The following is a 20496-nucleotide window of genomic DNA, read 5'->3' as shown; positions in this document are numbered from 1 at the left end:
GTCTTCTAGCGTCGCAACCGAGATCAGGAGGCGACGTGCGCTACATCGTCGAACTGGAGCAGACACCGGACGGGGTACGCGGTCAGGTGACCCGGGACGACGGCACGGCACCGGCCCCGGAGCCGTTCTCCGGCTGGCTCGGGCTGCTCCGGCTGCTCGAACCGGACGCGCGGCACGGCACCGCCCCGGACGGTGCGGGCGGACCGGGCGTTCAGGATCCGCCGCCCTTGTCACGCTGACCGCCGCGCCGACCACCGCCCTGACCACCGCCCTGGCCACCGCCCTGGCCACCGCCCTGACCACCGCGGAGCGCGACGGCGGTGGCGACGGTGACCAGCAGGCCGCCGGCTCCGGCGACGACGAACGCGGTCCGCGGCGAGGTGACGTCCAGCAGCAGGCCGCCGAACACGTACGACAGGGCGGCCGCCACGCCGACGGCCCCGTAGAGGGAGCCGAAGACGCGCCCGAGCAGGTCGGCGGGCACGTTCCGCTGGATCAGGGTGTTGGTCGCCACGTCCATGGCGGCGAGGCCGATGCCGCGGGTGGCCTGGACCGCGAACGCGGCGGCGACGGCCCAGGCGAAGCCGGTGAGCAGGTTGCCGGCGCTGCTGATCGCGAAGCCCGCGATCAGCAGCGGCACGAGCGGCACGCGGGAGCGGGCGAGCAGGGCGTACCCGGCGAAGAGGCCGAGGCCGACCGCGGCGAGCAGGAGCCCGACCGCCGCGTCGCCGCCGTCCAGGGTGTCCTTGGCCAGGAAGACCAGCGCGACGTCGTCGATGCCGTTGAACGCCACGACCGCGAAGAAGCCGAGCCCCACGGCGCGGATGAGGGGCGTGCCGGCGATGTAGCGGAGCCCTGTGACCGCGTCGCCCAGGACGGTGGACGGCTCGCCGCGTTCGGCCGGGCGGGCCGCCGGCAGGAAGAGCAGCAGCACGGCGGACAGCAGGAACGTGGCGGCGTCGATGAGGAGGACGCCGCGGACGTCCATCAGGGGCAGGAGCACGGCGGCGAGCAGGGGGCCGAGCGCCTCGCCGCCGTTGGTGCCGAAGCCGATCGCGGCGTTGGCGCCCTCCAGGTCGCGGTCCCGGACGAGCGCGGGCACGACGGCGCGGGAGGCGGGCTGGAAGATCTGCCCGGCGATCGAACGCAGCGCGACCAGGACCAGGATGGCGGCGAGCGGGACGTCGGTGACGCCGAACGCGATCAGCGCGACGAGGGCCGCCTGGGCCAGCTCGCAGGCGATCATGACCCGCTTGAGGTCGAACCGGTCGGCGACCACGCCGGTCAGCGGGCCGAGAAGGGACGGCGCGAAGTCGCCGACGAGGAGCAGGAGCGCGACCGCCAGGCCCTGGCCCGTGGTGTCCGCCACGTACACCATCAGCGCGACCAGGGTGAGCGAGTCGCCCAGGAACGAGACCGAGCGCGCCGTCCAGAGCAGCCGGAATGACCGGTCCACGGCGATCAGCCGGAGACCTCCCCTGCCGTCGTCGGTGACCATGAACGTGAGTTTTCCGCATGACGCGGCGCCGGTGTGGGTGATCTCCGGTACGGTGACGCATTCCCCCGCCGGAACCACTGGTGACGGGCGTTCGTTTGTCACACCACCGCCGACTCTCGGGGACCGAGACCAGGAGACACACAATCCGCGAACTCAACGAGATGGCCGCCTCCGCACAGGTCACCGAGCTTCGCTATCCGGCCGGATCGCTGGTGCTCGTCGCCGGGCTCCCCGGCGCGGGCAAGAGCACCCTGCTGGACCGCCTGTACGGGCTGCGCGGCGACGAGACGCTGCCGGTGATCTCCGGCGACGTGCGGGTGATCGACTCACGGCAGGCCCGCAGCTGGTGGGCCCGCTTCCTCGGCCCCCTTCCCGCGCGCGCCCGTGTCCCCCTGGTGCACACCACCCACGTGTGGCGCATCGCCCGCGCGATCCGCCAGGGGCACACCGTCGTCGCCCACACCCGCGGCACCTGGCCGCACATCCTGCGCGGCTTCGCCCGCATGACGCGGCGGCACGGCGGCGAGGTCCACCTGATCCTGCTGGACGTGGACGCCAGGACCGCGCGGGCGGGCCAGGTGGCCCGCGGCCGGGTCGTCACGACGTCGGTGTTCGCGCGGCACGTGCGCCGGTGGCGGCCGCTGATGGCGCAGGCCCGGACCGGCGCGGTCCCGCCGGCCGACGGCGTCACGGTTCTCGACCGCGCCGCCGCCGACCGGCTCAAGGCCATCCGCTTCGACGAGGCCTAGCGGAGCCCGCCGAACCAGCGGACGGCCTGGGCGGTGCCCGCCAGGTTGGCGCCGAGGTGCCGGGAGCCCCCGTACGTGCGGTCGCCGAGATCCACCACCGGCACGTCCACGCCGCGCGCGCTGAGCGCGACCTTGCAGTGGTCGGTGTTGAGGGTCGTGGCCTGCTCGTCCTTGCTGATCTTGTAGAGCCGGATCGGGACGCGCGGCGTCCAGGCCGTGCAGACCTCGCCGTCCACCGTCAGCGCCCGCGCGAACGAGCCGCCGGGCTTGCGCAGCAGCTCGAACCCCTTCCCGGTCAGCAGTTCGTCGAGCGAGCCCGGCAGCCCCTGGAGCATCTCCTGCCCGGGCGTCGAGCCGTCGAAGAACTTCTCCACGCGGCCGGCGTAGCGCTCCTTGAAGACCTCGCCGGGCGCCGCGTAGAGCCCGTGCTGCCGGTTCCAGGAGGTGAGGAGGTAGGCGACGTAGGCGACGGACACCTTCTTCTCCAGCTCGTCGCGGTACCTCCGCGGGATGCCCTCGTCGCCGATCATCGTTGGGATCTGGGCGCCCCTGAAGTCGTAGCCTCCGGCGATCGGGGCGACCGCCCTGATGCGGAACCACGGGTCCCGCCCCTCCTGGAGGGCCCGCGCCAGGCCCAGCGCGGGCGAGGCGCCCTGCGAGAACCCGGTGGCCATCACCTGGCGGTCCAGCGCGCGTCCCGTCCGCGGGACGAACTGCTTGGCGGCCCGCAACAGGTCCAAAGCGGCGGTCGTCTCGGACGGCACGTCCTTCCACGGGTGCATGCCGGGTCCGAGGCCGAGTCCCAGGTAGTCGGGCGCCACCGCGGCGAAACCGGCCGAGCCGTAGGTCACCGCCGGTCCCTGGCTCCACACCTCGGGGTCGGTGGACGGCGCCTCCGGCTTGTAACTGGAGGTGCCGTGGGTGAACGAAACGGTCCGCAGGCGCCGGGCGTCGTTGCGCGGCAGCACCAGCAGGCCACTGGCCGTGGTCGGCCGGCCACGGTCGTCGACGGTGCGGTAGACCAGCCGGTACGTGTCGACTCCGTAACGTACGGACCCGGCGGAGAAGCCGTCGCCGGCCAGCCAGGTGCGCGTGCCCTGGGCCGTCATGCCGCGCAGGTATTCGGCGGACACCAGCTCGCCCTGGACGATCGGGGCGGTTCCGGGGGCGGCAGGGGCCGCGGGGGCGGCGGCCTGGACGGCAGCGGCGGCGGAGCCGCCGGCCAGCGCCGCCCCGGTGGCCACGGCCGCGGTCACGGCGGTGAAACGGGTCATGGGGTGGGCCATAACGAATCCCTTTCGGGGAGTGTCAATGTGCCCCCAGCCTGTTCGGCGGCGCATCGGACCCGCATCGCCCGGCCTGGTGAACCGCCCGCTGCTACCGGTGATCTAGCCGGTGGTACCTGAGAGCGAGACGTCCTCGACGACGACGTCGTTCTCCCGCAACGTCCCGCCGCAGTGGTCGCAGACCAGGCACGGCTCGAACGCGGCGCCGCAGCCGCGGTGCACCGACACCAGCGCCGGCCCGTCGGGCGCGTCGAACCAGCGCTGGCCCCAGCCGATCGCCGTCATGACCACCGGGAAGAAGGCGCGGCCCTTGTCGGTGAGCCGGTAGGAGATCCAGTCGGCCCGGTCGGCGCTCGGCCCGGCGGACAGCACCCCGAGCTCGACGAACGTGCGGAGCCGGTCGGCCACCATCGTCGGCGGCGCCCCCAGCATCTGCTGGAAGTCGCCGAAACGCCGGGCGCCGAGGAACGCGGCGCCCAGCAACATCACCGACCACCGGTTGCCGATCAGCGCCATGGTCTCGGGGAACAACCCGGCCCCGGCCGGGGTGCCGGGCACCGGGCGGCGGCGCGTCGCGGCGGCCGGCACCGAACGGCCCTCGCCGCCGCTGGGACCCACCTCGCTGCGCACGTCGCGCGGCCGCACGGCCTCCCCGCAGGCCGCGCACGCCATGAGCGGCTCCATGTGCCGGCCGCAGGCGCGGTGCCGCATCCAGGGCAGGCGGCCGGCGTGCCCGGCCACCCACCGGTACTCCCACGCCCAGATCGCCACCAGGATCGGCCAGACCTCGCGTCCGCGCGCGGTCAGCCGGTATTCGTACCGGGTCGGCCGGGCCTGGTAGGCGTCGCGGGCCAGCAGGCCCGTCCGGGTGAGCAGGGACAGCCTCGCCGACAACACCGAGTCGGAGATGGCCAGCCGCTCGCGCCAGTCGGCGTACCGCCGCACGCCCTGATGGGCGTAGCGCAGGATGAGCAGCGTCCACTCGTCCCCGATCAGGCCCATGGTGACGCCGACGGCGTTCTCGCCGCCCGCACGCAGGCGGGTCGGCGTCACCTCGTCCAAGCCCGTCTCCCTCTCCCGCGCCTAGAGCCCGATCGCCTCCGGGGCCTCCCGCGCGTCGCGGTCGCGCCAGCCCGGCAGCGCCGAGCCGGCCGCCCACGCCGCGTGGGTGCCGCTGGAGACACGTTCGGGGAGCCGGACCCGGGCCAGCGGCCCGTCCGTGAGGCGCGCGGCGTCGAACACCAGGCATTCGGAACGATCGGTGTTCATGTCCGTCGTCAATGTAATCAGATAGCCGTCGTCCTCACCGGCCCCTCCCGCCCTCGGGGCCATGGCCGTCTCGCTGCCGTAGACGCCCTCGGGCAGCGCGTACCGCTCCTCCGCGCCGGTGGCCAGGTCGTGCTTGACGATCCCGTCGAACAGGAACCAGCCGGGCTTCTGGGTGGCCGCGTAGGTGTAGCGGTACGGCCGCCCGCCGTTCGCCGGGTTGATCATCCCGAACTCGGTGAAACTCTCGCTGAGCCGTTCCTCCTTGACCCGGCCCGTCGCCAGGTCGAGCCGCCACCGGTGCAGGTGCGTCTGCATGCGCTCCAGCGCCAGGAACCGGAACATGCGCTGGTAGATGCCCTCCCCCTTGGGGTCGGGAGGCTCCGGGCAGCCCTGGTAGAAGCCGTCGAGGACGATCTCGTCGCCGTCCTCGTAGGCGTTGGTGAAGTGCAGCACGTACGTCGGGTCGGCCTCGAACCAGCGGATCTGCGAGCTGTCGCCGCGCCGCGGGATCACCCCGAACCGGCTCGGCATGTCCTGATGGAAGCGCGAGGCGTACTTGCCCTGGGCGAGCAGTTCCGGCTCCCAGAACAGCGGGAAGTCGTTGAGGATGGCGTAGTTGTCGGTGAACGCCATGTCGTGCGGCAGCCGCGCGCCCGGCAGCGGCACGTCCACGAAGTGCGCCAGCCTGTCGTCTCCGTCGACCACCCCGTACCGCAGGTAGGGCGCCTCGGTCGCGTAGCTGAAGAACAGCAGCTCGCCCGTGTGGTCGTCGGTCTTGGTATGCGCCGACACCCCCCAGTCGGACGGGAAGCCGCCGCCCCAGGTCGCCTTGCCCGTCGTCTCCAGGGTCAGCGGGTCGAGCCGGTAGAGGTCGCCGCACTGCCAGAAGCTGCTCAGCGCCGCGCCGTTGTGCACGACGATGTCGGTGCTGGACGCGTCCTTCATCCTCGTCCGCGCGCCCCACCCGTCCTGCCGCTTGGACAGCGCGGGCCGGTCGGCGATGCCCGCCCAGAGCGGCTCCCCCGCCTCCTGCTCGGCCAGGAACCCGTCGGTCCGCACGAACCGGTTGCGGTAGAACGCCTTGCCGTCGCGGAAGCCCACGACGTGCACCATGCCGTCGCCGTCGAACGGGTGGTAGAGCCTGATCGCCGGGTGCACGGGGTTCTCGGTGTTGCGCAGGTAGACCCCGTCCAGGTCGGCCGGGATCTCCCCCTCGACGACCTCCAGGTCGTCGGCCCGCCACTCGGTGGTCTGCGGCCGCCACGGGCCCGTCCGGTACGGGTGGTCGTCGTCCTGCGGCAGGGTCGACAGGGCCCGGCCCACGATCTCAACGTCCATCGTTGGCCTTGGCGTTGCGGATGTTCAGCTCGGAGATCGCCTGGAGGTGCCGGTCGTCGATCCCGTACCGCCGCTGGTACTCCCCGATCAGCTCGTTGAACATGTACGGCCACATGAACGTGGCGTCCTGCCCCTCGTGCCCGATCCACGCCGCCGCCCCCAGGTGCCGCGCCGCCTCGTCGCCGGGCACCGTCTTCTCCAGCTCCACGCCCACGACCAGCGCGCAGTCGTAACGCCCCGCCTCGAGGTCGGCCATCGCCGCCAGAACGGCGATCCCGCCCGACGCGCACGCCGCCTCGTGCCGGGACGAGGGGACGCCCCACAACCCCTCGTTCACCGTGGCGGGCATGCCCCCGAGCTGTCCCTGCCCGGTGAAGAGCTGCCCGAAGGCGTTCCCCACGTGAACGACCTCGACGTCCTCGGGGCCCACGCCCGCGTCGGCCAGCGTGCCCTCGACCACCTCCCCCACGAGATCGGAGAACTCCAGGCCCGCCCGCGCCCAGTCGCGCGCGAAGTCGGTCTGATGGCCGCCCAGCACCCACACGTTCATGGTCGCGATGCTACAACTAACAGAGTTACTCGCGAAGGGCCGATGGGTGTCGAACGCGGGGGTCAGTGCCCGGACTCGGTCGGGCGGAAGCCGCGCGGGATGAGGCGCCAGCCGACCAGGCCCGACAGGACGAGCAGGACGGCCGCCGCCAGGCAGGCCGTGCCGAGCGACTCGGTGAAGGCCCGGGAGGACACCGCGAGGATCCGCGCGGCGGCCGCGCCGCCCATCTCGTGGGCGACGACGGCCGCCTCGCCGATCGAGTCGCGCACCTTGGCGTCGAGCCCGCCCGGCAGGCCCAGGGCGGGCACCGCCCGGTAGTAGAGGACGTGGGCGAGGCTTCCGATCGCCGCGACCCCCATCGCGCCGCCGAGCTCGTAGGAGATCTCCTCGACGGCGGCGGCCCCGCCCGCCTCCTCCTGCGGGGACGAGGACAGCAGCGACACCGAGGCGGCCGTCGCGGCGATCCCGAACCCGACGCCGAGGCAGACCAGCGCGACCGCGACCTCCACGTAGCGCAGGTTCCCGGCCACGTCGGCGATCCAGGGCACCGCCATGCCCACGGCCGCCAGCAGCATGCCCGCCCCCAGCACGGCGCCGACCGGGAACCGGTCGAGCAGGCGCGGCGTGAACAGCGGCGCGACGATCAGCGCGACGGGTGCGGGCAGCAGGCGCAGCCCGGCCTGGAACGGCGACAGGCCCTGCGCGTACTGGAACCACTGGCTGAGCAGGAAGAGCACCGCGCCCAGCGCCATCATGCCCAGGAAGATCGACACCGCCGAGACGCTGAAGACCCGGTTGCCGAACATCCGCACCTGGAGCAGCGGGTTCGCGATCCGCAGCTGGCGCCGGACGAAGACGGTCAGCGCGACGGCCGCCACCAGCAGCAGGCCCAGGCCCAGCGGTACGTCATGCCCGCCGACCAGCTTGATCCCGCCCGCCAGGGCGAACATCCCGATCATGGACTGGCCGACGCCCCACCAGTCCCAGCGCCCCTCGCGCGGGCTGGTCGACTCGGGCACCAGCCAGAGCGTCAGCGCGACGCACACGACGGCGACCGGCACGTTCAGCAGGAAGGCCGCCTCCCAGGAGTACATCTGCACGACCAGGCCGCCGACCAGCGGGCCCAGGGCCATGCCGGCGCCGATGACGGCCGTCCAGACGCTGTAGGCGATGGCCCGTTCGCGCGGGTCGGTGAAGACCACCCGCAGGATGGAGATCGTGGCCGGCATGATCGCGGCGCCGCCGACGCCGAGCAGCGCCCGGGCCACGATCACGACCCAGGGCGCGTGCGCCGCGACGGCCAGCAGCGAGGCCAGCGCGAAGATCACGAAGCCGAGGACCAGCAGCCGGCGCCGTCCCCAGCGGTCGCCCAGCGCGCCCGCGGTGATCAGCAGCCCGGAGAGCACCAGCGCGTACGCGTCGATGATCCAGAGCTGCTCGACCGAGCTCGGGCGCAGGTCCTCGACGAGCGAGGGGAACGCCACGTTCAGGATCGTCGCGTCCATCGCGATGATCAGCAGGCTGCCCGACAACACCGCGAGCACGGCCCAGCGCCGCCCGCCGCCGTCCATGCGCCACCCCCGATCGGATCGGGGGCCTGATCGGTGATCTTCCCTCCCTGGAACGTTCCCACACGTCCGGGTCGGTAGGGTCGGGACCGGGCGTGTACCCGACGAGAGGCGGCAGCAAATGGGGCAGCAGGTACGTGGAGTCATCGCGCCGGGCAAGGGCGAGCCGGTGCGGATCGAGACGATCACGGTCCCGGATCCGGGACCGGGCGAGGCGGTCGTCCAGATCCAGGCCTGCGGGGTCTGTCACACCGACCTGCACTACCGCGAGGGCGGCATCAACGACGAGTTCCCGTTCCTGCTGGGCCATGAGGCCGCCGGGATCGTCGAGTCGGTCGGCGCCGGCGTCACCGAGGTCGAGCCGGGCGACTTCGTCATCCTCAACTGGCGCGCGGTCTGCGGCCAGTGCCGGGCCTGCCTGCGCGGACGCCCCTGGTACTGCTTCAACACCCACAACGCCAAGCAGAAGATGACGCTGGCGGACGGCACCGAGCTGTCCCCCGCCCTCGGCATCGGCGCGTTCGCCGACAAGACGCTCGTCGCGGCCGGCCAGTGCACCAAGGTCGACCCGGCCGCCTCCCCCGCCGCCGCGGGACTGCTGGGCTGCGGCGTCATGGCGGGCATCGGCGCGGCGATCAACACCGGCGACGTCGGCCGCGGCGACAGCGTGGCCGTCATCGGCTGCGGCGGCGTGGGCTCGGCCGCGGTGCTCGGCGCCCGTCTCGCCGGCGCCGCGAAGATCATCGCGATCGACCTGGACGAGCGGAAGCTGGCCGCCGCCACCGGCCTGGGCGCCACGCACACCGTCAACGCCAAGGACGCCGACGTGGTCGAGGCCGTCCAAGAGCTGACCGGCGGCAACGGCGCCGACGTCGTCATCGAGGCGGTGGGCCGGCCGGAGACCTACAAGCAGGCCTTCTACGCCCGCGACCTGGCCGGCACGGTCGTCCTGGTCGGCGTGCCCACCCCGGAGATGAAGCTGGAGCTGCCCCTGCTCGACGTCTTCGGGCGCGGCGGCTCGCTCAAGTCCTCCTGGTACGGCGACTGCCTGCCCAGCCGCGACTTCCCGCTGCTGATCGACCTCTACCTCCAGGGCCGGCTCGACCTGGACGCGTTCGTGTCCGAGACGATCCCGCTGGACGGCGTCGAGGCCGCGTTCGACAAGATGCACCACGGCGACGTCCTGCGTTCGGTGGTGGTCCTCTGATGGCGGCCCGCATCGACCACCTGGTCACCTCCGGCACGTTCTCTCTGGACGGGGGCACCTGGGACGTCGACAACAACGTCTGGATCGTCGGCGACGACACCGAGGCGATCGTCATCGACGCCGCGCACGACGCGGACGCGATCGCCGCCGCCGTGGGCGACCGCACCCTGCTGGCGATCGTCTCCACGCACGGTCACGACGACCACGTCGACGCGGCGCCCGCGCTCTCCGCGAGGACGGGCGCCCCGGTCCTGCTGCACCCCGACGACCTGATGTTGTGGAAGCAGAGGCATCCGGGCATCGAGCCGAACGGCAGGCTGGCCGACGGCCAGGTCGTGTCCGTCGCCGGGATCGAGCTGACCGTGCTGCACACCCCGGGCCACAGCCCCGGGGCGGTGTGCCTGTACGCGCCGGACCTGGGCACGGTCTTCTCCGGCGACACGCTCTTCCAGGGCGGGCCCGGCGCCACCGGCCGGTCCTACTCCGACTTCCCGACGATCATCGACTCGATCCGGGAAAGGCTGCTGACGCTCCCGCCGGAGACGGTCGTGCGCACGGGCCACGGCGACAGCACGACGATCGGCGGCGAGGCGCCGCATCTGGACGAATGGATCGCCCGCGGCCACTGAGCCCGTTCCGACCGGCCCGAGCCCGTCCCGGCCGGCCCGCTCGGCCTCCGCTCGGGGTCAGCCCTGATCCGCACCGGGGCCGGCGAGGATCGCACCGGCCGGCTCACGCAGTGACCGGTACGCCGAGGGAGACCACCGAACCGGACACCTGGGACGGGGCGGCGGGATAGAGTCCACAGTCGGTGCTGAGGGGCCGCCGAAGGGACGGGAGGCACGATGCGGGGCAGAGCACGGCCACTCCCGACCCTGCTCGCCATCGGCGCACTCGCCGCCACCACCGCCACCGCCGGGTGCGGCAACGGCCCCGACGCCTCCGCCGAAGGGCCGCCGGTCGCCATCCCGCCGGCCGCCGCCACCTCGCCCTCGACGCCGTACACGCCCTCCGCGCCGATGACGTCGGCGCCAGCCGAGGCCCCCCGGGCGGCGCGCACCCCGCTGCTCCCCGGCCCGGGCAGCGAGCCCGTCGGCAAACCGAGACGCTGGCGGGTCACCGTCTACTACACGCTGGTCGAGCAGTACCACGGCGGCAAGCCCAAGGCGGTGCGCGGCTGCCTGAGGTTCCATTGCAAGTGGGGCAAGGAGCCGCTCGGGTCGTACGCCTCCGAGTTCCTCGACCGGGTCAAGATCGAAGGTGCGGGCCGGCTGACCAGGGGGCCGCAGCGGGGCCGGTACCTCAACTGGTCGTCCAGCGTCGGCTGGTGGCTGGACGACACCACCCGCGACTCGTCGGGCAGGCCGCTGCGGCCGTGGAGCACCGCGGCGGCCGACCGGGACGTGATCGAACGGGGCCGCTCGTTCCTGATCACCGACTGCGGAACGAACGACGCCGGGCGCCGGATCAGCGCGAGCACGTGCGCGCGGTTCCGTTCGGTGGAGTGGAAGGTCACCGACGTCTTCCGGCCCGGGTGGGGCGGCGAGCACCACGCCGACGTCTACATCGGCGAGGAGACCGGGCCCGGCTTCACCAAGTCGCCGTTCTACACCGAGCTCCACGGCGCCACGCTCTACACCCGCTGACCCGGAGCGGGCGGGGACGGAGCGGGCGGGGACGGAGCGGGCAGGGGCGCACGAGCCGCCCCCAACCGCACCCGCGGACCTTTATTCGTCCGCGGGCTCCCTGCGAGGCTCGGCCAGGCGGGTCGCCACGGTCCTGCCGCGCAACGTCACCTCCTCGCCGATCCACCACCGCGCGGCCTCGCCGGGGTCGGCGGACTCCACGACCGTGCCGGACGCCAGCACGCGGTCCGCGGTCGACTTGGCGAGATCGGTGAGCCGGGCCGCCTCGTTCACCGGGTCGCCGATGACGGTGTACTCGAACCGCTCCTCGGCCCCGATGTGCCCGGCCACCGCCTCGCCCGCCGAGACGCCGACGGCCGCCGCCAACGCGGGCACCTCGTCGCGCAGCCGGCCTGCCAGTTCGCGCGCGGCGGCCAGGGCCCTGGTGGACGAGCCCTCCAGCGCCAGCGGCGCCCCGAAGATCGCCAGCGCCGCGTCCCCCTCGAACTTGTTGATCCAGCCGCCGTGGTCGCCGATCACCTCGACCACGACCGCGAAGAAGTCGTTGAGGAGCTTGACCACCTCGGTGGGCGGCCGGTCGGCGGCCAGCCGGGTGGAGCCGATGATGTCCACGAAGATCACCGCGACCTCGCGCAGCTCGCCGCCGAGGTCGATGCCGCGTTCGAGGGCGACCCGCGCGACGTCCTCCCCCACCTGGCGGCCGAACAGGTCCTGGAGCCGGGCGTGCTCGCGCAGCCCCGCCGCCATGTGGTTGAACCCCGCCTGCAGCAGCCCGACCTCGCTGGCGTCGTAGACGGGCACCTCCACGTCGAGGTCGCCGCGCTCGACCCGGGCGAGGCCGAGCCGCACCGACTCGACCGGGTCGGCGATGGCCCGTGCCGCGCCGTAGGTCACGCCCAGGCCGACGATCAGGGCGATGCCGCCGAGGGCCAGCACGGCCAGCGCGAAGTCCCGTACGGTCACCCGGGCCAGCAGGAACGAGCCGACCGCCAGCGTGATCAGGCCGAGGATGGGCACCGCGGTGCCCAGCGCCCAGGCCAGCACCGACCGGGCCACCACGCCCGGCAGGCCGGTGTGCTGCGGCATCCCGGTGCGCAGCGCGGTGGTCACCGCCCGGCGCAGCAGCCGCTCGGTCAGCAGGTAGACGACGGTGCAGGTGGTCAGGCCGCCGAGCAGGCTGGTCAGGCCCAGCTTGACCGCCAGCAGCGCGTCGAACGGGGCGTTGATCACCACCCAGCCGACCGTGCCGATCCCCCACAACGTCAGGTGCAGGGCCATCAGGCGCAGCGGCCCGTAGAGCAGCAGGAGCCGTTCGCGCTTGTCGGGCGCCCGGTCCAGCTCGACCAGCCGCCGGGCCCGGCGGAAGAACCGTTCGCCGAGCACCAGGCCGACCGGCACCGCCAGCACCACGTACGCGGTGAAGACCGCGAAGTTGATCAGCTGGAGGCGGGCCGACACGGGCCCGTCCGGGTTGGGGACGATCACCGTGAACAGCAGCACGACCAGCGCGCCGACCAGGTTGGCCAGGCCGGTGGAGACCGTCACCAGCAGCCGGGCGCGCCGCACCACCTGGGCCCGGGAGTCGCCGGGCGCGCCGTCGATGAACCGCCACAGGGGCCCGAGGAGGCCGCGCCGCGGCAGCGCCGCCGCGTTCTCCGCCTCATCGGTCTCCATGAGCGAGCAGATTATCTGCACATATGCCGTGTTCCGCACATCACAGGCGAACGCTGGCCCCTCGCCAGCACCCCCGGCACCACCCGGGCCACAGGGCCCGCCCTCAGGGGCGGAGGGGCTCCAGCATGCGGTGGGGCTCGCGGAGGCGCTTGCTGACGGGGTCGTCGCGGCGCTCGGAACCGGCCCCGGGCCGCAGCTCGATGTCGCGGGGGGCGACGAGCTCGCCGCAGGCGGGGCAGCGTCCGTCGGCCTCGATGCGGGTGCCGCAGGAGGTGTGGAAGAACAGGCGGTACGGGAGCGAGCCGTGCAGCCGCTCGCCCCAGCGCCCGAGGGTGTGCACGACCGGCCACAGGTCCGCGCCCATGGGGGTCATGACGTACTCGTGCCCCTCCTTGTCGAGGACGCCCGCGTCGACGAGCTTCTGCAGCCGGTCCGAGAGCACCGCCTTGGGCACGTCCAGATGGGCGCGGAAGTCGCTGAAGCGGCGGACGCCATAGAACGCGTCGCGGACGATCAGGAGCGTCCAGCGCTCCCCCACGACCTCCAGAGCGCGCGCCAGCGAGCAGTCCTGGGAGGTGTAGTCCTTGCCGAGAGCCATGCCCGCAAGACTACCCCGCCTCGGGTTCGGTCAACGAACCATCCTGTGTTAGCGTCTCGATCGACAGTTGGTTCGTTCACCGAACTTGGAGCTGGATCGTGGTGACCCTCGCCTCCCCTCGTGCCGGTCTGAGCACGAACGCCGCGGCGCTCGTCCTGCCCGCCGCGGCCACCCTGCTGGCTCTGATGAACTACTCCGCCCTGCTGGCGGTCCTCACCGACACGCTCGCCGGGCTGCACGCCGGCGCCTCGGCGCAGATCTGGGTGATGGGCTCGATCAGCCTGGGCCTGGCGGCCGCCCTGCTCGCCGCCGGGAGCCTGGCCGACGACCACGGGCGCAGGCGGCTGTTCGTGATCGGAGCGGCGCTGCTGGCCCTGTCGAGCGCGGCGTGCGCGGCGGCGCCGAACGCGGGCGTGTTCATCGCCGGACGGGTCGTCCAGGGCGCCGCCAGCGCGGCCCTGCTGACGACCGGCCTCGGCATCATCGGCCACTCGTTCCCCACCGGGCACGAGCGCGCCCGCGCCACCGGGCTCTGGGGCGCCATGCTGGGCCTCGGCATCGCGCTCGGCCCGATCATCGCGGCCGGGCTGGGCGAGCTGGGCGGCTGGCGGCTCTGGTACTGGGCGACGCTCGCCGCGTCTGCCCTGCTGGCCGTGGCCGGCGCGGCCTGGCTGGAGGAGTCGCGCGCCGACCGGCGGCGCGGTCTCGACCTCGCGGGCCTGGTGACCATGACGGCCGGCGTCGCGGCCCTGCTCAGCGCGATCACGCTGGGCCGGACGGGCTGGACCCGGCCCGCGGTCGTCGTGCTGTTCGCGGTCTCGGCGCTGCTGCTGGCCGCGTTCGTGCTCGCGCAGGCACGCGGCCGGGAGCCGATGCTCGACCTCGCGCTCTTCCGCCGCCCGCTCTTCCTGCTGTCGGCGGTCGGCGCGCTGGTGACCGGCCTGGCGGTGATCGGCATCATGAGCTACCTGGCCACGGTCATGGACCTGGCGCTCGGGCTGACCCCGCTCACCGCGTCGCTGGTGCTGGGGATCTGGTCGGGGACGTCGTTCGTCGCCGCGTTGCGGGCGCACCGGCTGCCCGCCCGGTTCTCGTCCCGGCATCTGCTCGCGACCGGCCTGCTGCTGAGCGCGCTCGGCGATCTCGCCATGCTCGGCCTCAGCCCGGACGCGCACTGGTGGCGGCTCGTGCCGGGCCTCTTCGTGGCGGGCGTCGGGAGCGGGCTGGCGAACGCGATGCTCGCCCGGCTGGCGGTCGAGAGCGTTCCCGCGGACCGGGCGAGCATGGGGTCGGGCGCGGGCAGCACGGCCCGCTACATCGGCGCCTCGTTCGGCGTCGCGATCGTGGTGACGATCGCGACGAGCGGCGTCCACGCGCACACCGCCGACACCGCGCGGGCGCTCACGCACGGCACCAACCTGGCCCTGCTCGTCTCGGCCGCCCTGGCCCTCGCCGGAGCCGCGCTGGCCGCGGTCATCCGCGAGCGGGAGGTCAGGCCAGCTCTTCGATGAACGCGGCGAGCTGGGCGAGGTTGCGGCACTCGTACATCGGCACGAGCTCGCCGTAGGCGGACGCCGCCGAGTCGCCGGTGTCCCACTGGTTGCGCGGCTCGGGGTTGAGCCAGTACGCGTGCCGCGCCACGTCCGCCATGCGCCGCAGGATCGGCAGCGACAGCTCGCCGTAGTTGGAGCGGGCGTCGCCGAGGACGAGCAGCGACGTCCTGGAGGTGATCGCGTCGGCGTACCTGTCGTCGAAGACCTTGATGGCGTGGCCGTAGTTGCTGCGGCCGGTGATCCAGACCAGGTCCGCCTCCCTGGCCATCCGCGTCATCGCGTCGACCACGTCGGTGCCGGGGGCGAAGTACTTGGTGATCTCGTCGGTGGCGTCGATGAACGCGAACGCGCGGACCTTGCTGAACTGCTCCCGCAGCGCGAACGTCAGCAGCAGCGTGAAGTGCGCGAACGCCGAGACCGAGTCGCTGGCGTCGCACAGGATGACCAGCTCGGGCTTGTGCGGGCGGCGCGGGCGGTGGTGGGTGGTGAGCGGCACTCCCCCGGTCGCCAGCGAGGCCCGCATGGTCCGGCGGAAGTCGAGGCGGCCCCGGTGGCCGAGCCGCTGCTTCTGCGTCAGCCGCGAGGCCAGGCGGCGGGCGAGCGGGTACACCTCGCGGCGCAGCGCCGCCAGGTCGGTGCGGGTCGCGGCGGCGAAGTCCAGCCGTTCCAGCGGCGGCCGGACGGCCAGCCGGGCGGTCCGCTCGACGCCGGTGTCCTCGGCGATCCGGCGCCGCACCTCGGTGGCGACCAGGTCCTCGAAACGCGCGATGCGGTCGCGGAACGTGCGCCGCGCGACCTGCTCGGCCATGCCGCCGCGTTCCTGCCCGGTCAGCACGGCGTTGAGCAGGCCCGCCATGAGCGTCTCGGGCGACATCGCGCGCAGCACGCCGGAGGAGAACCACGACTCCTGGCCGGGCGTCTGCCCGTACTCGGCGACCGCCGTACGGGCGAACTGCCGCAACCCGGGGTCGTCGCCCGACAGCAGCAGCTCGAACAGCTCCTCGCGCCGCGCCCGCACCTCCGGGTCGAGCGCGGGCGGCACCCGGCGCTCCCCCGGCTCGCGCGTGCGCAGATGCCGTTCGGGCGCCGCCGCGCCGTCACCCAGCGCGGCCGGGAACCACAGGTCGAAGAGCGTGTCGAAGGTCCTGCGGTGCGCGGGCCGCTTGACCAGCGTGGCCGCGTAGGCGGCGCGCAGCGACTCGCGCTCGACCAGGTCGATGACCTGCATCGCGCGGACCGCGTCCAGCCCTTCGGCGACCGACACCGGCAGCCCGGCCTGGCGCAGCGCCGCCACGAACGCGGTGTGCCGGTCGACGAGGGAGGCCATGCGCGTCAGCCCTTGAGCCCGAGTTCCTTGGTGGCGCGCTCCTGGTCGGAGGCGTGCTTGAGCACGACGCCGAGCGTGCGGGCCACGGCGGACTCGTCCAGCTCGTCCATGCCGAGGGCCAGCAGCGTGCGCGCCCAGTCGATGGTCTCGGCGATCGACGGCGCCTTCTTGATCTCCAGCGCGCGCAGCGTGTTGACCGTGCGGACCAGCTGCTCGGCCAGCTCCGCCTCGACGCCCGGCACCTGGGCGAGCACGATGTCGCGTTCGCGTTCGGGCTTCGGGTAGTCCAGGTGCAGGTAGAGGCAGCGGCGCTTGAGCGCCTCCGACAGCTCGCGCGCGGCGTTCGAGGTGAGCACGACGAACGGACGGCGGACCGCCGCGACCGTGCCGAGCTCGGGGATGGTCACCTGGAAGTCCGACAGCACCTCCAGCAGCAGCCCCTCCACCTCGACGTCGGCCTTGTCGGTCTCGTCGATGAGCAGCACGGTGCTGCCCCTGCGGCGGATGGCGGCCAGCAGCGGGCGTTCGAGCAGGAACTCGTCGGTGAAGATGTCGTCGTGGGTGGAGTCCCAGGCCTGGTCGGTCGGGGCCGCCTGGATGCGCAGCAGCTGCTTCTTGTAGTTCCACTCGTACAGCGCGCGCGCCTCGTCCAGGCCCTCGTAGCACTGCAACCGGATCAGCTCGGCGTCGCTGGCCTTGGCCACGGCCTTGGCGAGCTCGGTCTTGCCCACGCCGGCCGGGCCCTCGACGAGCAGCGGCTTGCCGAGCGCCTGCGCCAGGAAGACCGTGGTGGCGATCGACTCGTCGGTCAGGTAGCCGACATGCGCCAGCTGCCGCTCGACGTCGGCCGGCGAGATGAAGAGCGCATCAGGATGCAGGCTCATGCAGTGTTGTCCGTTCGCCTCCGGGGCGCCTTCTGGCGCCGCCTTCCCTCATCACTCGTGCCTCGCTCTTCGGTCCAGGCGACGCCGCGTCCCTCCGGCTCTCTCATGCCTTCGCTTTCGTGTAGACCTGGTTGGTGCCGGCGAACGTCATCTTGGTGCCGTCGGCGCTGACCTCGGCGCCCCAGTAGGAGGCGCCCTTGGGGTCGCCGCCCTCCCACGAGAACCGGAACTTGACCTTGCTCTCCGGGATCACCTGGCCGCTCCAGAGTCGCTGCCTGTCCTTGATCCAGACTCCGGACCCGTCGGCCTTGAACTGGAAGTAGTCCTGGTGTGTCCCGTTCCACCGGCCGACCAGCGGCTTGACCTCGGCGGGGGCGACCCGGGGCAGCGGGGCCAGGGTGGTCGGGGGCGCGCTGTCGGCCGCGGCCGGGCCCCCGTGCCCGGATTCGCCGCCGCCGCATCCGGCGAGGGCGAGCGCGGCCAGGGCGGCCGCGACGGCCGGGGACAGGGTCGATCTGGTCCGCACGCCCACGTGGACCTCCGGGAGGGTATGGGAAGGATTCGGCAGTTTACCGGCGCCGCCGGCCCTGACATGCCTCATCCCTGGGGGGTACGTGACGTTTCGTTCCCTGGAGGGAGGCCCGTGTATAGACCGGCGGCTTATAACCGAAGGATGACGACTCCACGCGTGCCGCGCGACGACCTGACCGCGGCGCTCGCCGCCCGTCGCGAGCTCGGCCCCGACTACGACGACGCCTTCCTCGAGACGGTCGTGGACCGGATCGAGCAGACGCTGGACGCCCGGATGGGCACGCGCCCGGCCCCGGCCCCCGGCGCCCCGTACGCGCCGTCCCTGCCCGTGCGGCGCGCTCCGGGCACCGGCGCCGACCTGGCGCTGGCGATCATCTCGCTGGTGGCGGCCATCCCGCTGACCGCCATCGCGGTGGTGAACGCCGGCATCCCCGGACTGCTCATCGTGTGCACCGCGATCGTCGCGATCAACATCGCGCACGCGTTGCGTCCCCGGCGCGGCTAGCCGCGCCGCGGCGGCCGCCGGCCGTCGTGCGACGGCTCGGGGCCACCGCGCGGCGGCCTCGGATCGCGCCCGGCCACGCCGGGGACGGGTCACGCGTGCCTACTTCCCGGGCTCCGGGTCGCGGGGCAGGCCCAGCAGGCGCTCACCGATGATGTTGAGCTGCACCTCGGTGGTGCCTCCGTAGATCGTCATGGCCCGGCTGAACAACATCGCGCGGGCGACGATGCCGCTCTCGGTCATCGGCACCTCGGTGGTCGCCGCCGCGCCCTGCGCCGCCCAGCAGTAGTCGGCGACGTCCTGGTTGAACTGGACGCCGAGCAGCTTGCGCACGCTCGCCTCCGCGCCCGGCTCGACGCCGTTCAGCTGCTTGAGGGTGGTGCGCAGGCCCAGCAGGTCGATCGACTGCCCCTGGGCGACGAGCCTGCCGACCTCGGCGGTGGCGACCGCGTCCAGCTCCTTGCCCTTGAAGAAGTCGAGCAGCTCGGGCACGCCCATGCCCATGCCGCCGCCGGTCGACAACGACACGCGCTCGTTGCTGAGCGTGTTGCGGGCGACCTGCCAGCCCTTGTTGACCTCGCCGACCACGCACTCGTCCGGGACGAAGACCTCGTCGAGGAACACCTCGTTGAAGATGGCCTCGCCGGTGAGCTCCTTGAGCGGCCGGACGTCGACGCCCTCGGCCTTCATGTCGACCAGGAAGTAGGTGATGCCCTCGTGCTTGGGGGCGTCCGGGTCGGTGCGCGCGATGCAGAAGCCCCACTGCGCGAACTGCGCGACCGAGGTCCAGATCTTCTGGCCGGTGAGCTTCCAGCCGCCCTCGACCCGTTCGGCCCTCATCGACAGCGAGGCCAGGTCGGAGCCCGCGCCGGGCTCGCTGAACAGCTGGCACCACACCATCTCGCCGCGCAGCGTCGGGCGCAGGAAACGTTCCTTCTGCTCCTCGCTGCCGTAGCGGACCAGGGACGGCACCAGCCAGGCGCCGATCACGAGGTTGGGCGCCTTGACCTTGGCGGCCCGCAGCTCCTGCTGGATGAGGATCTGCTCGATCGGGCCGGCGCCGCGGCCCCACGGCTCGGGGAAGTGCGGGACGGTCCAGCCGTCGTCGCCCATCCGGCGGTTGCGCTCGGTCTTGTCCTCGATCGCGGCGAGCTCGGCGATCTGGTCGCGAATGCGCTCGCGCAGCGGCTGGGTGTCGTCGTCCAGCTCCAGCTCGACCTCGCGACGGTCGCCCGCCAGGGCCAGCTCGGCGACCGTGGCCGCCCAGCCCTTGGCGCCGCCCAGCAGGGCGCGCAGGGTCAGCGCGCGGCGCAGGTAGACGTGCGCGTCGTGCTCCCAGGTGAAGCCGATGCCGCCGAGGATCTGGATGGCGTCGCGCGCGGTCTGCACACCCGCGTCGGCCGCGACGACCGCGGCCACGGCGGCGGCGAAGTGGGCCTCGGCCGTGCCCTCGTCGAGGGCGCGCGCGGCGTCCCAGGCGGCGGCGCGGGCCTGCTCGGAGGCGATCAGCATCCGGGCCGCCTTGTGCTTGACGCCCTGGAACTGGCCGATCGGGCGGCCGAACTGCTCGCGCACCTTGGCGTACTCGGCCGCCGTCGACACCAGCCAGCCGGACAGCCCGGCCGCCTCGGCGCCGAACAGCGCGGCGGCCAGGTCGCGCACCCGCTCGGTGGTGACGCCGTCGAGCACCCGGTCGGCGGCGACGGAGACCTCGGGCACCTCGACGGACGCGACGCGGCGCACCTTGTCGAGGCTCTCGACCCGCGTGATCGTCAGGCCGGCGGCGTCGACTGCCACCCACCGCTCGCCGTCGTCGGTCGCCACCGGCAGCAGGATCACGTCGGCGAGGCCGGCGCCGAGCACGGTCGCGGCGGTGCCGCCGACGACCAGCGCGTCGCCGTCGCGGCGGCCGGTCAGCTCACCGGTGAGCGCGACCGCGGCGGTCGTGCTCCCGTCGGCGAGCGCCGGCAGCAGCCCGGCGCGCGCCTTGGCGTTGCCGGACCCGTTCACCACGGCGCTCGCCAGCACGGTCGGCAGGAACGGGCCGGGCGCGGCGGCCCTGCCCAGCTCCTCCACGACCACGGCCAGCTCGAGCAGGCCGTATCCCTGGCCGCCCTGCTCCTCGTCCAGGTGCAGGCCCAGCAGGCCCTGCTCCGCGAGGGCCGACCAGAACGCCGGCCTGGTCTCCTCGTCCGCCTCCAGTGCGGCTCGTACGACCGTCGCCGGAATGTTGCGCTCGGCGAACCCGCGCACCGAATCCGCGAGCGCCTCATGCTCCTCAGTCAGCCCGATGGCCATTCGTCACCTTCTCCCACG

Annotated in this window: 19 protein-coding genes; 7 read left to right on the top strand and 12 right to left on the bottom strand. The window is 73.2% G+C overall.

Features of this window, described 5'->3' with window-relative positions; all coding sequences use genetic code 11:
* Positions 1-35 precede the first annotated feature (35 nt).
* Positions 36-239 carry a hypothetical protein gene (locus ABZ810_RS23375; protein WP_358406356.1) on the top strand — a complete coding sequence of 68 codons (204 nt, stop codon included), beginning with the start codon at positions 36-38 and terminating at the stop codon, positions 237-239.
* Here ABZ810_RS23375 and ABZ810_RS23370 read toward each other — a convergent pair.
* A complete protein-coding gene (locus tag ABZ810_RS23370; RefSeq protein ID WP_358406354.1) occupies positions 212-1498 on the bottom strand; it encodes an MFS transporter in 1287 nt (428 codons plus the stop codon). The genes ABZ810_RS23375 and ABZ810_RS23370 overlap by 28 nt on opposite strands.
* Before the next feature lie 161 nt (positions 1499-1659).
* Between ABZ810_RS23370 and ABZ810_RS23365 the strand changes: the two genes are divergently transcribed.
* Positions 1660-2247 carry an AAA family ATPase gene (locus tag ABZ810_RS23365; protein WP_358406352.1) on the top strand — a complete coding sequence of 196 codons (588 nt, stop codon included), beginning with the start codon at positions 1660-1662 and terminating at the stop codon, positions 2245-2247.
* On the opposite strand, the gene ABZ810_RS23360 is transcribed toward ABZ810_RS23365, so the two are convergent.
* From ABZ810_RS23360 to ABZ810_RS23340, 5 genes are all read right to left on the bottom strand, one after another.
* Positions 2244-3521 (bottom strand): hypothetical protein, encoded by a 1278-nt coding sequence (locus ABZ810_RS23360; protein WP_358406350.1) that lies wholly within the window; start codon positions 3519-3521, stop codon positions 2244-2246. The genes ABZ810_RS23365 and ABZ810_RS23360 overlap by 4 nt on opposite strands.
* A 114-nt stretch (positions 3522-3635) precedes the next feature.
* Positions 3636-4586: a helix-turn-helix domain-containing protein gene (locus ABZ810_RS23355; RefSeq protein WP_358407050.1), complete on the bottom strand. Its 951-nt coding sequence runs from the start codon at positions 4584-4586 to the stop codon at positions 3636-3638.
* A gap of 30 nt (positions 4587-4616) precedes the next feature.
* A complete protein-coding gene (locus ABZ810_RS23350) occupies positions 4617-6140 on the bottom strand; it encodes a carotenoid oxygenase family protein (RefSeq protein WP_358406348.1) in 1524 nt (507 codons plus the stop codon).
* Positions 6130-6690 (bottom strand): hypothetical protein, encoded by a 561-nt coding sequence (locus tag ABZ810_RS23345; RefSeq protein ID WP_358406346.1) that lies wholly within the window; start codon positions 6688-6690, stop codon positions 6130-6132. The genes ABZ810_RS23350 and ABZ810_RS23345 overlap by 11 nt, the downstream gene beginning before the upstream one ends.
* Before the next feature lie 62 nt (positions 6691-6752).
* Positions 6753-8261, bottom strand: coding sequence for an MFS transporter (locus ABZ810_RS23340; RefSeq protein ID WP_358406344.1), 1509 nt, complete (start codon positions 8259-8261; stop codon positions 6753-6755).
* Positions 8262-8379: 118 nt separating this feature from the next.
* Between ABZ810_RS23340 and ABZ810_RS23335 the strand changes: the two genes are divergently transcribed.
* The 3 genes from ABZ810_RS23335 (at position 8380) to ABZ810_RS23325 (ending at position 11111) form a co-directional block, all read left to right on the top strand.
* A complete protein-coding gene (locus ABZ810_RS23335; protein WP_358406342.1) occupies positions 8380-9465 on the top strand; it encodes an S-(hydroxymethyl)mycothiol dehydrogenase in 1086 nt (361 codons plus the stop codon).
* Positions 9462-10094, top strand: a complete 633-nt coding sequence (locus ABZ810_RS23330) for an MBL fold metallo-hydrolase (RefSeq protein ID WP_358407047.1) — start codon at positions 9462-9464, stop codon at positions 10092-10094. The genes ABZ810_RS23335 and ABZ810_RS23330 overlap by 4 nt, the downstream gene beginning before the upstream one ends.
* 216 nt (positions 10095-10310) lie before the next feature.
* Positions 10311-11111: a hypothetical protein gene (locus tag ABZ810_RS23325; protein ID WP_358406341.1), complete on the top strand. Its 801-nt coding sequence runs from the start codon at positions 10311-10313 to the stop codon at positions 11109-11111.
* An 81-nt stretch (positions 11112-11192) separates the two neighbouring features.
* Here ABZ810_RS23325 and ABZ810_RS23320 read toward each other — a convergent pair whose 3' ends face one another.
* The gene (locus tag ABZ810_RS23320; RefSeq protein ID WP_358406338.1) at positions 11193-12785 is read right to left on the bottom strand and encodes an adenylate/guanylate cyclase domain-containing protein; all 1593 of its coding nucleotides are present in this window, start codon (positions 12783-12785) and stop codon (positions 11193-11195) included.
* 103 nt (positions 12786-12888) lie between these two features.
* A complete protein-coding gene (locus tag ABZ810_RS23315) occupies positions 12889-13383 on the bottom strand; it encodes a helix-turn-helix domain-containing protein (RefSeq protein ID WP_358406336.1) in 495 nt (164 codons plus the stop codon).
* 98 nt (positions 13384-13481) lie between these two features.
* Here ABZ810_RS23315 and ABZ810_RS23310 point away from each other — a divergent pair, with 98 nt between their 5' ends.
* On the top strand, positions 13482-14894 hold the full coding sequence (locus ABZ810_RS23310) for an MFS transporter (RefSeq protein ID WP_358406334.1): 1413 nt from the start codon (positions 13482-13484) through the stop codon (positions 14892-14894).
* Here the strand turns inward: ABZ810_RS23310 and ABZ810_RS23305 are convergent.
* The 3 genes from ABZ810_RS23305 to ABZ810_RS23295 form a co-directional block, all read right to left on the bottom strand.
* Positions 14875-16263, bottom strand: coding sequence for a VWA domain-containing protein (locus ABZ810_RS23305; RefSeq protein WP_358406333.1), 1389 nt, complete (start codon positions 16261-16263; stop codon positions 14875-14877). The two genes, ABZ810_RS23310 and ABZ810_RS23305, sit on opposite strands and share 20 nt — an antisense overlap.
* 5 nt (positions 16264-16268) lie before the next feature.
* The gene (locus ABZ810_RS23300; RefSeq protein WP_358406330.1) at positions 16269-17147 is read right to left on the bottom strand and encodes a MoxR family ATPase; all 879 of its coding nucleotides are present in this window, start codon (positions 17145-17147) and stop codon (positions 16269-16271) included.
* 103 nt (positions 17148-17250) lie between these two features.
* Positions 17251-17673: a hypothetical protein gene (locus ABZ810_RS23295; protein ID WP_358406327.1), complete on the bottom strand. Its 423-nt coding sequence runs from the start codon at positions 17671-17673 to the stop codon at positions 17251-17253.
* Positions 17674-17820: 147 nt separating this feature from the next.
* On the opposite strand from ABZ810_RS23295, the gene ABZ810_RS23290 reads away from it, so the two are divergent.
* Positions 17821-18183, top strand: coding sequence for a hypothetical protein (locus ABZ810_RS23290; RefSeq protein WP_358406325.1), 363 nt, complete (start codon positions 17821-17823; stop codon positions 18181-18183).
* A gap of 99 nt (positions 18184-18282) precedes the next feature.
* Here the strand turns inward: ABZ810_RS23290 and ABZ810_RS23285 are convergent, their stop codons facing one another.
* On the bottom strand, positions 18283-20478 hold the full coding sequence (locus ABZ810_RS23285; protein WP_358406322.1) for an acyl-CoA dehydrogenase: 2196 nt from the start codon (positions 20476-20478) through the stop codon (positions 18283-18285).
* Positions 20479-20496: the final 18 nt, after the last annotated feature.

The sequence above is a fragment of the Spirillospora sp. NPDC047279 genome (genome assembly GCF_040643285.1).
Lineage (GTDB): Bacteria > Actinomycetota > Actinomycetes > Streptosporangiales > Streptosporangiaceae > Spirillospora.
Note: the sequence above shows the minus strand (reverse complement) of the source record. Positions and strands in the feature narration are given on the sequence as shown.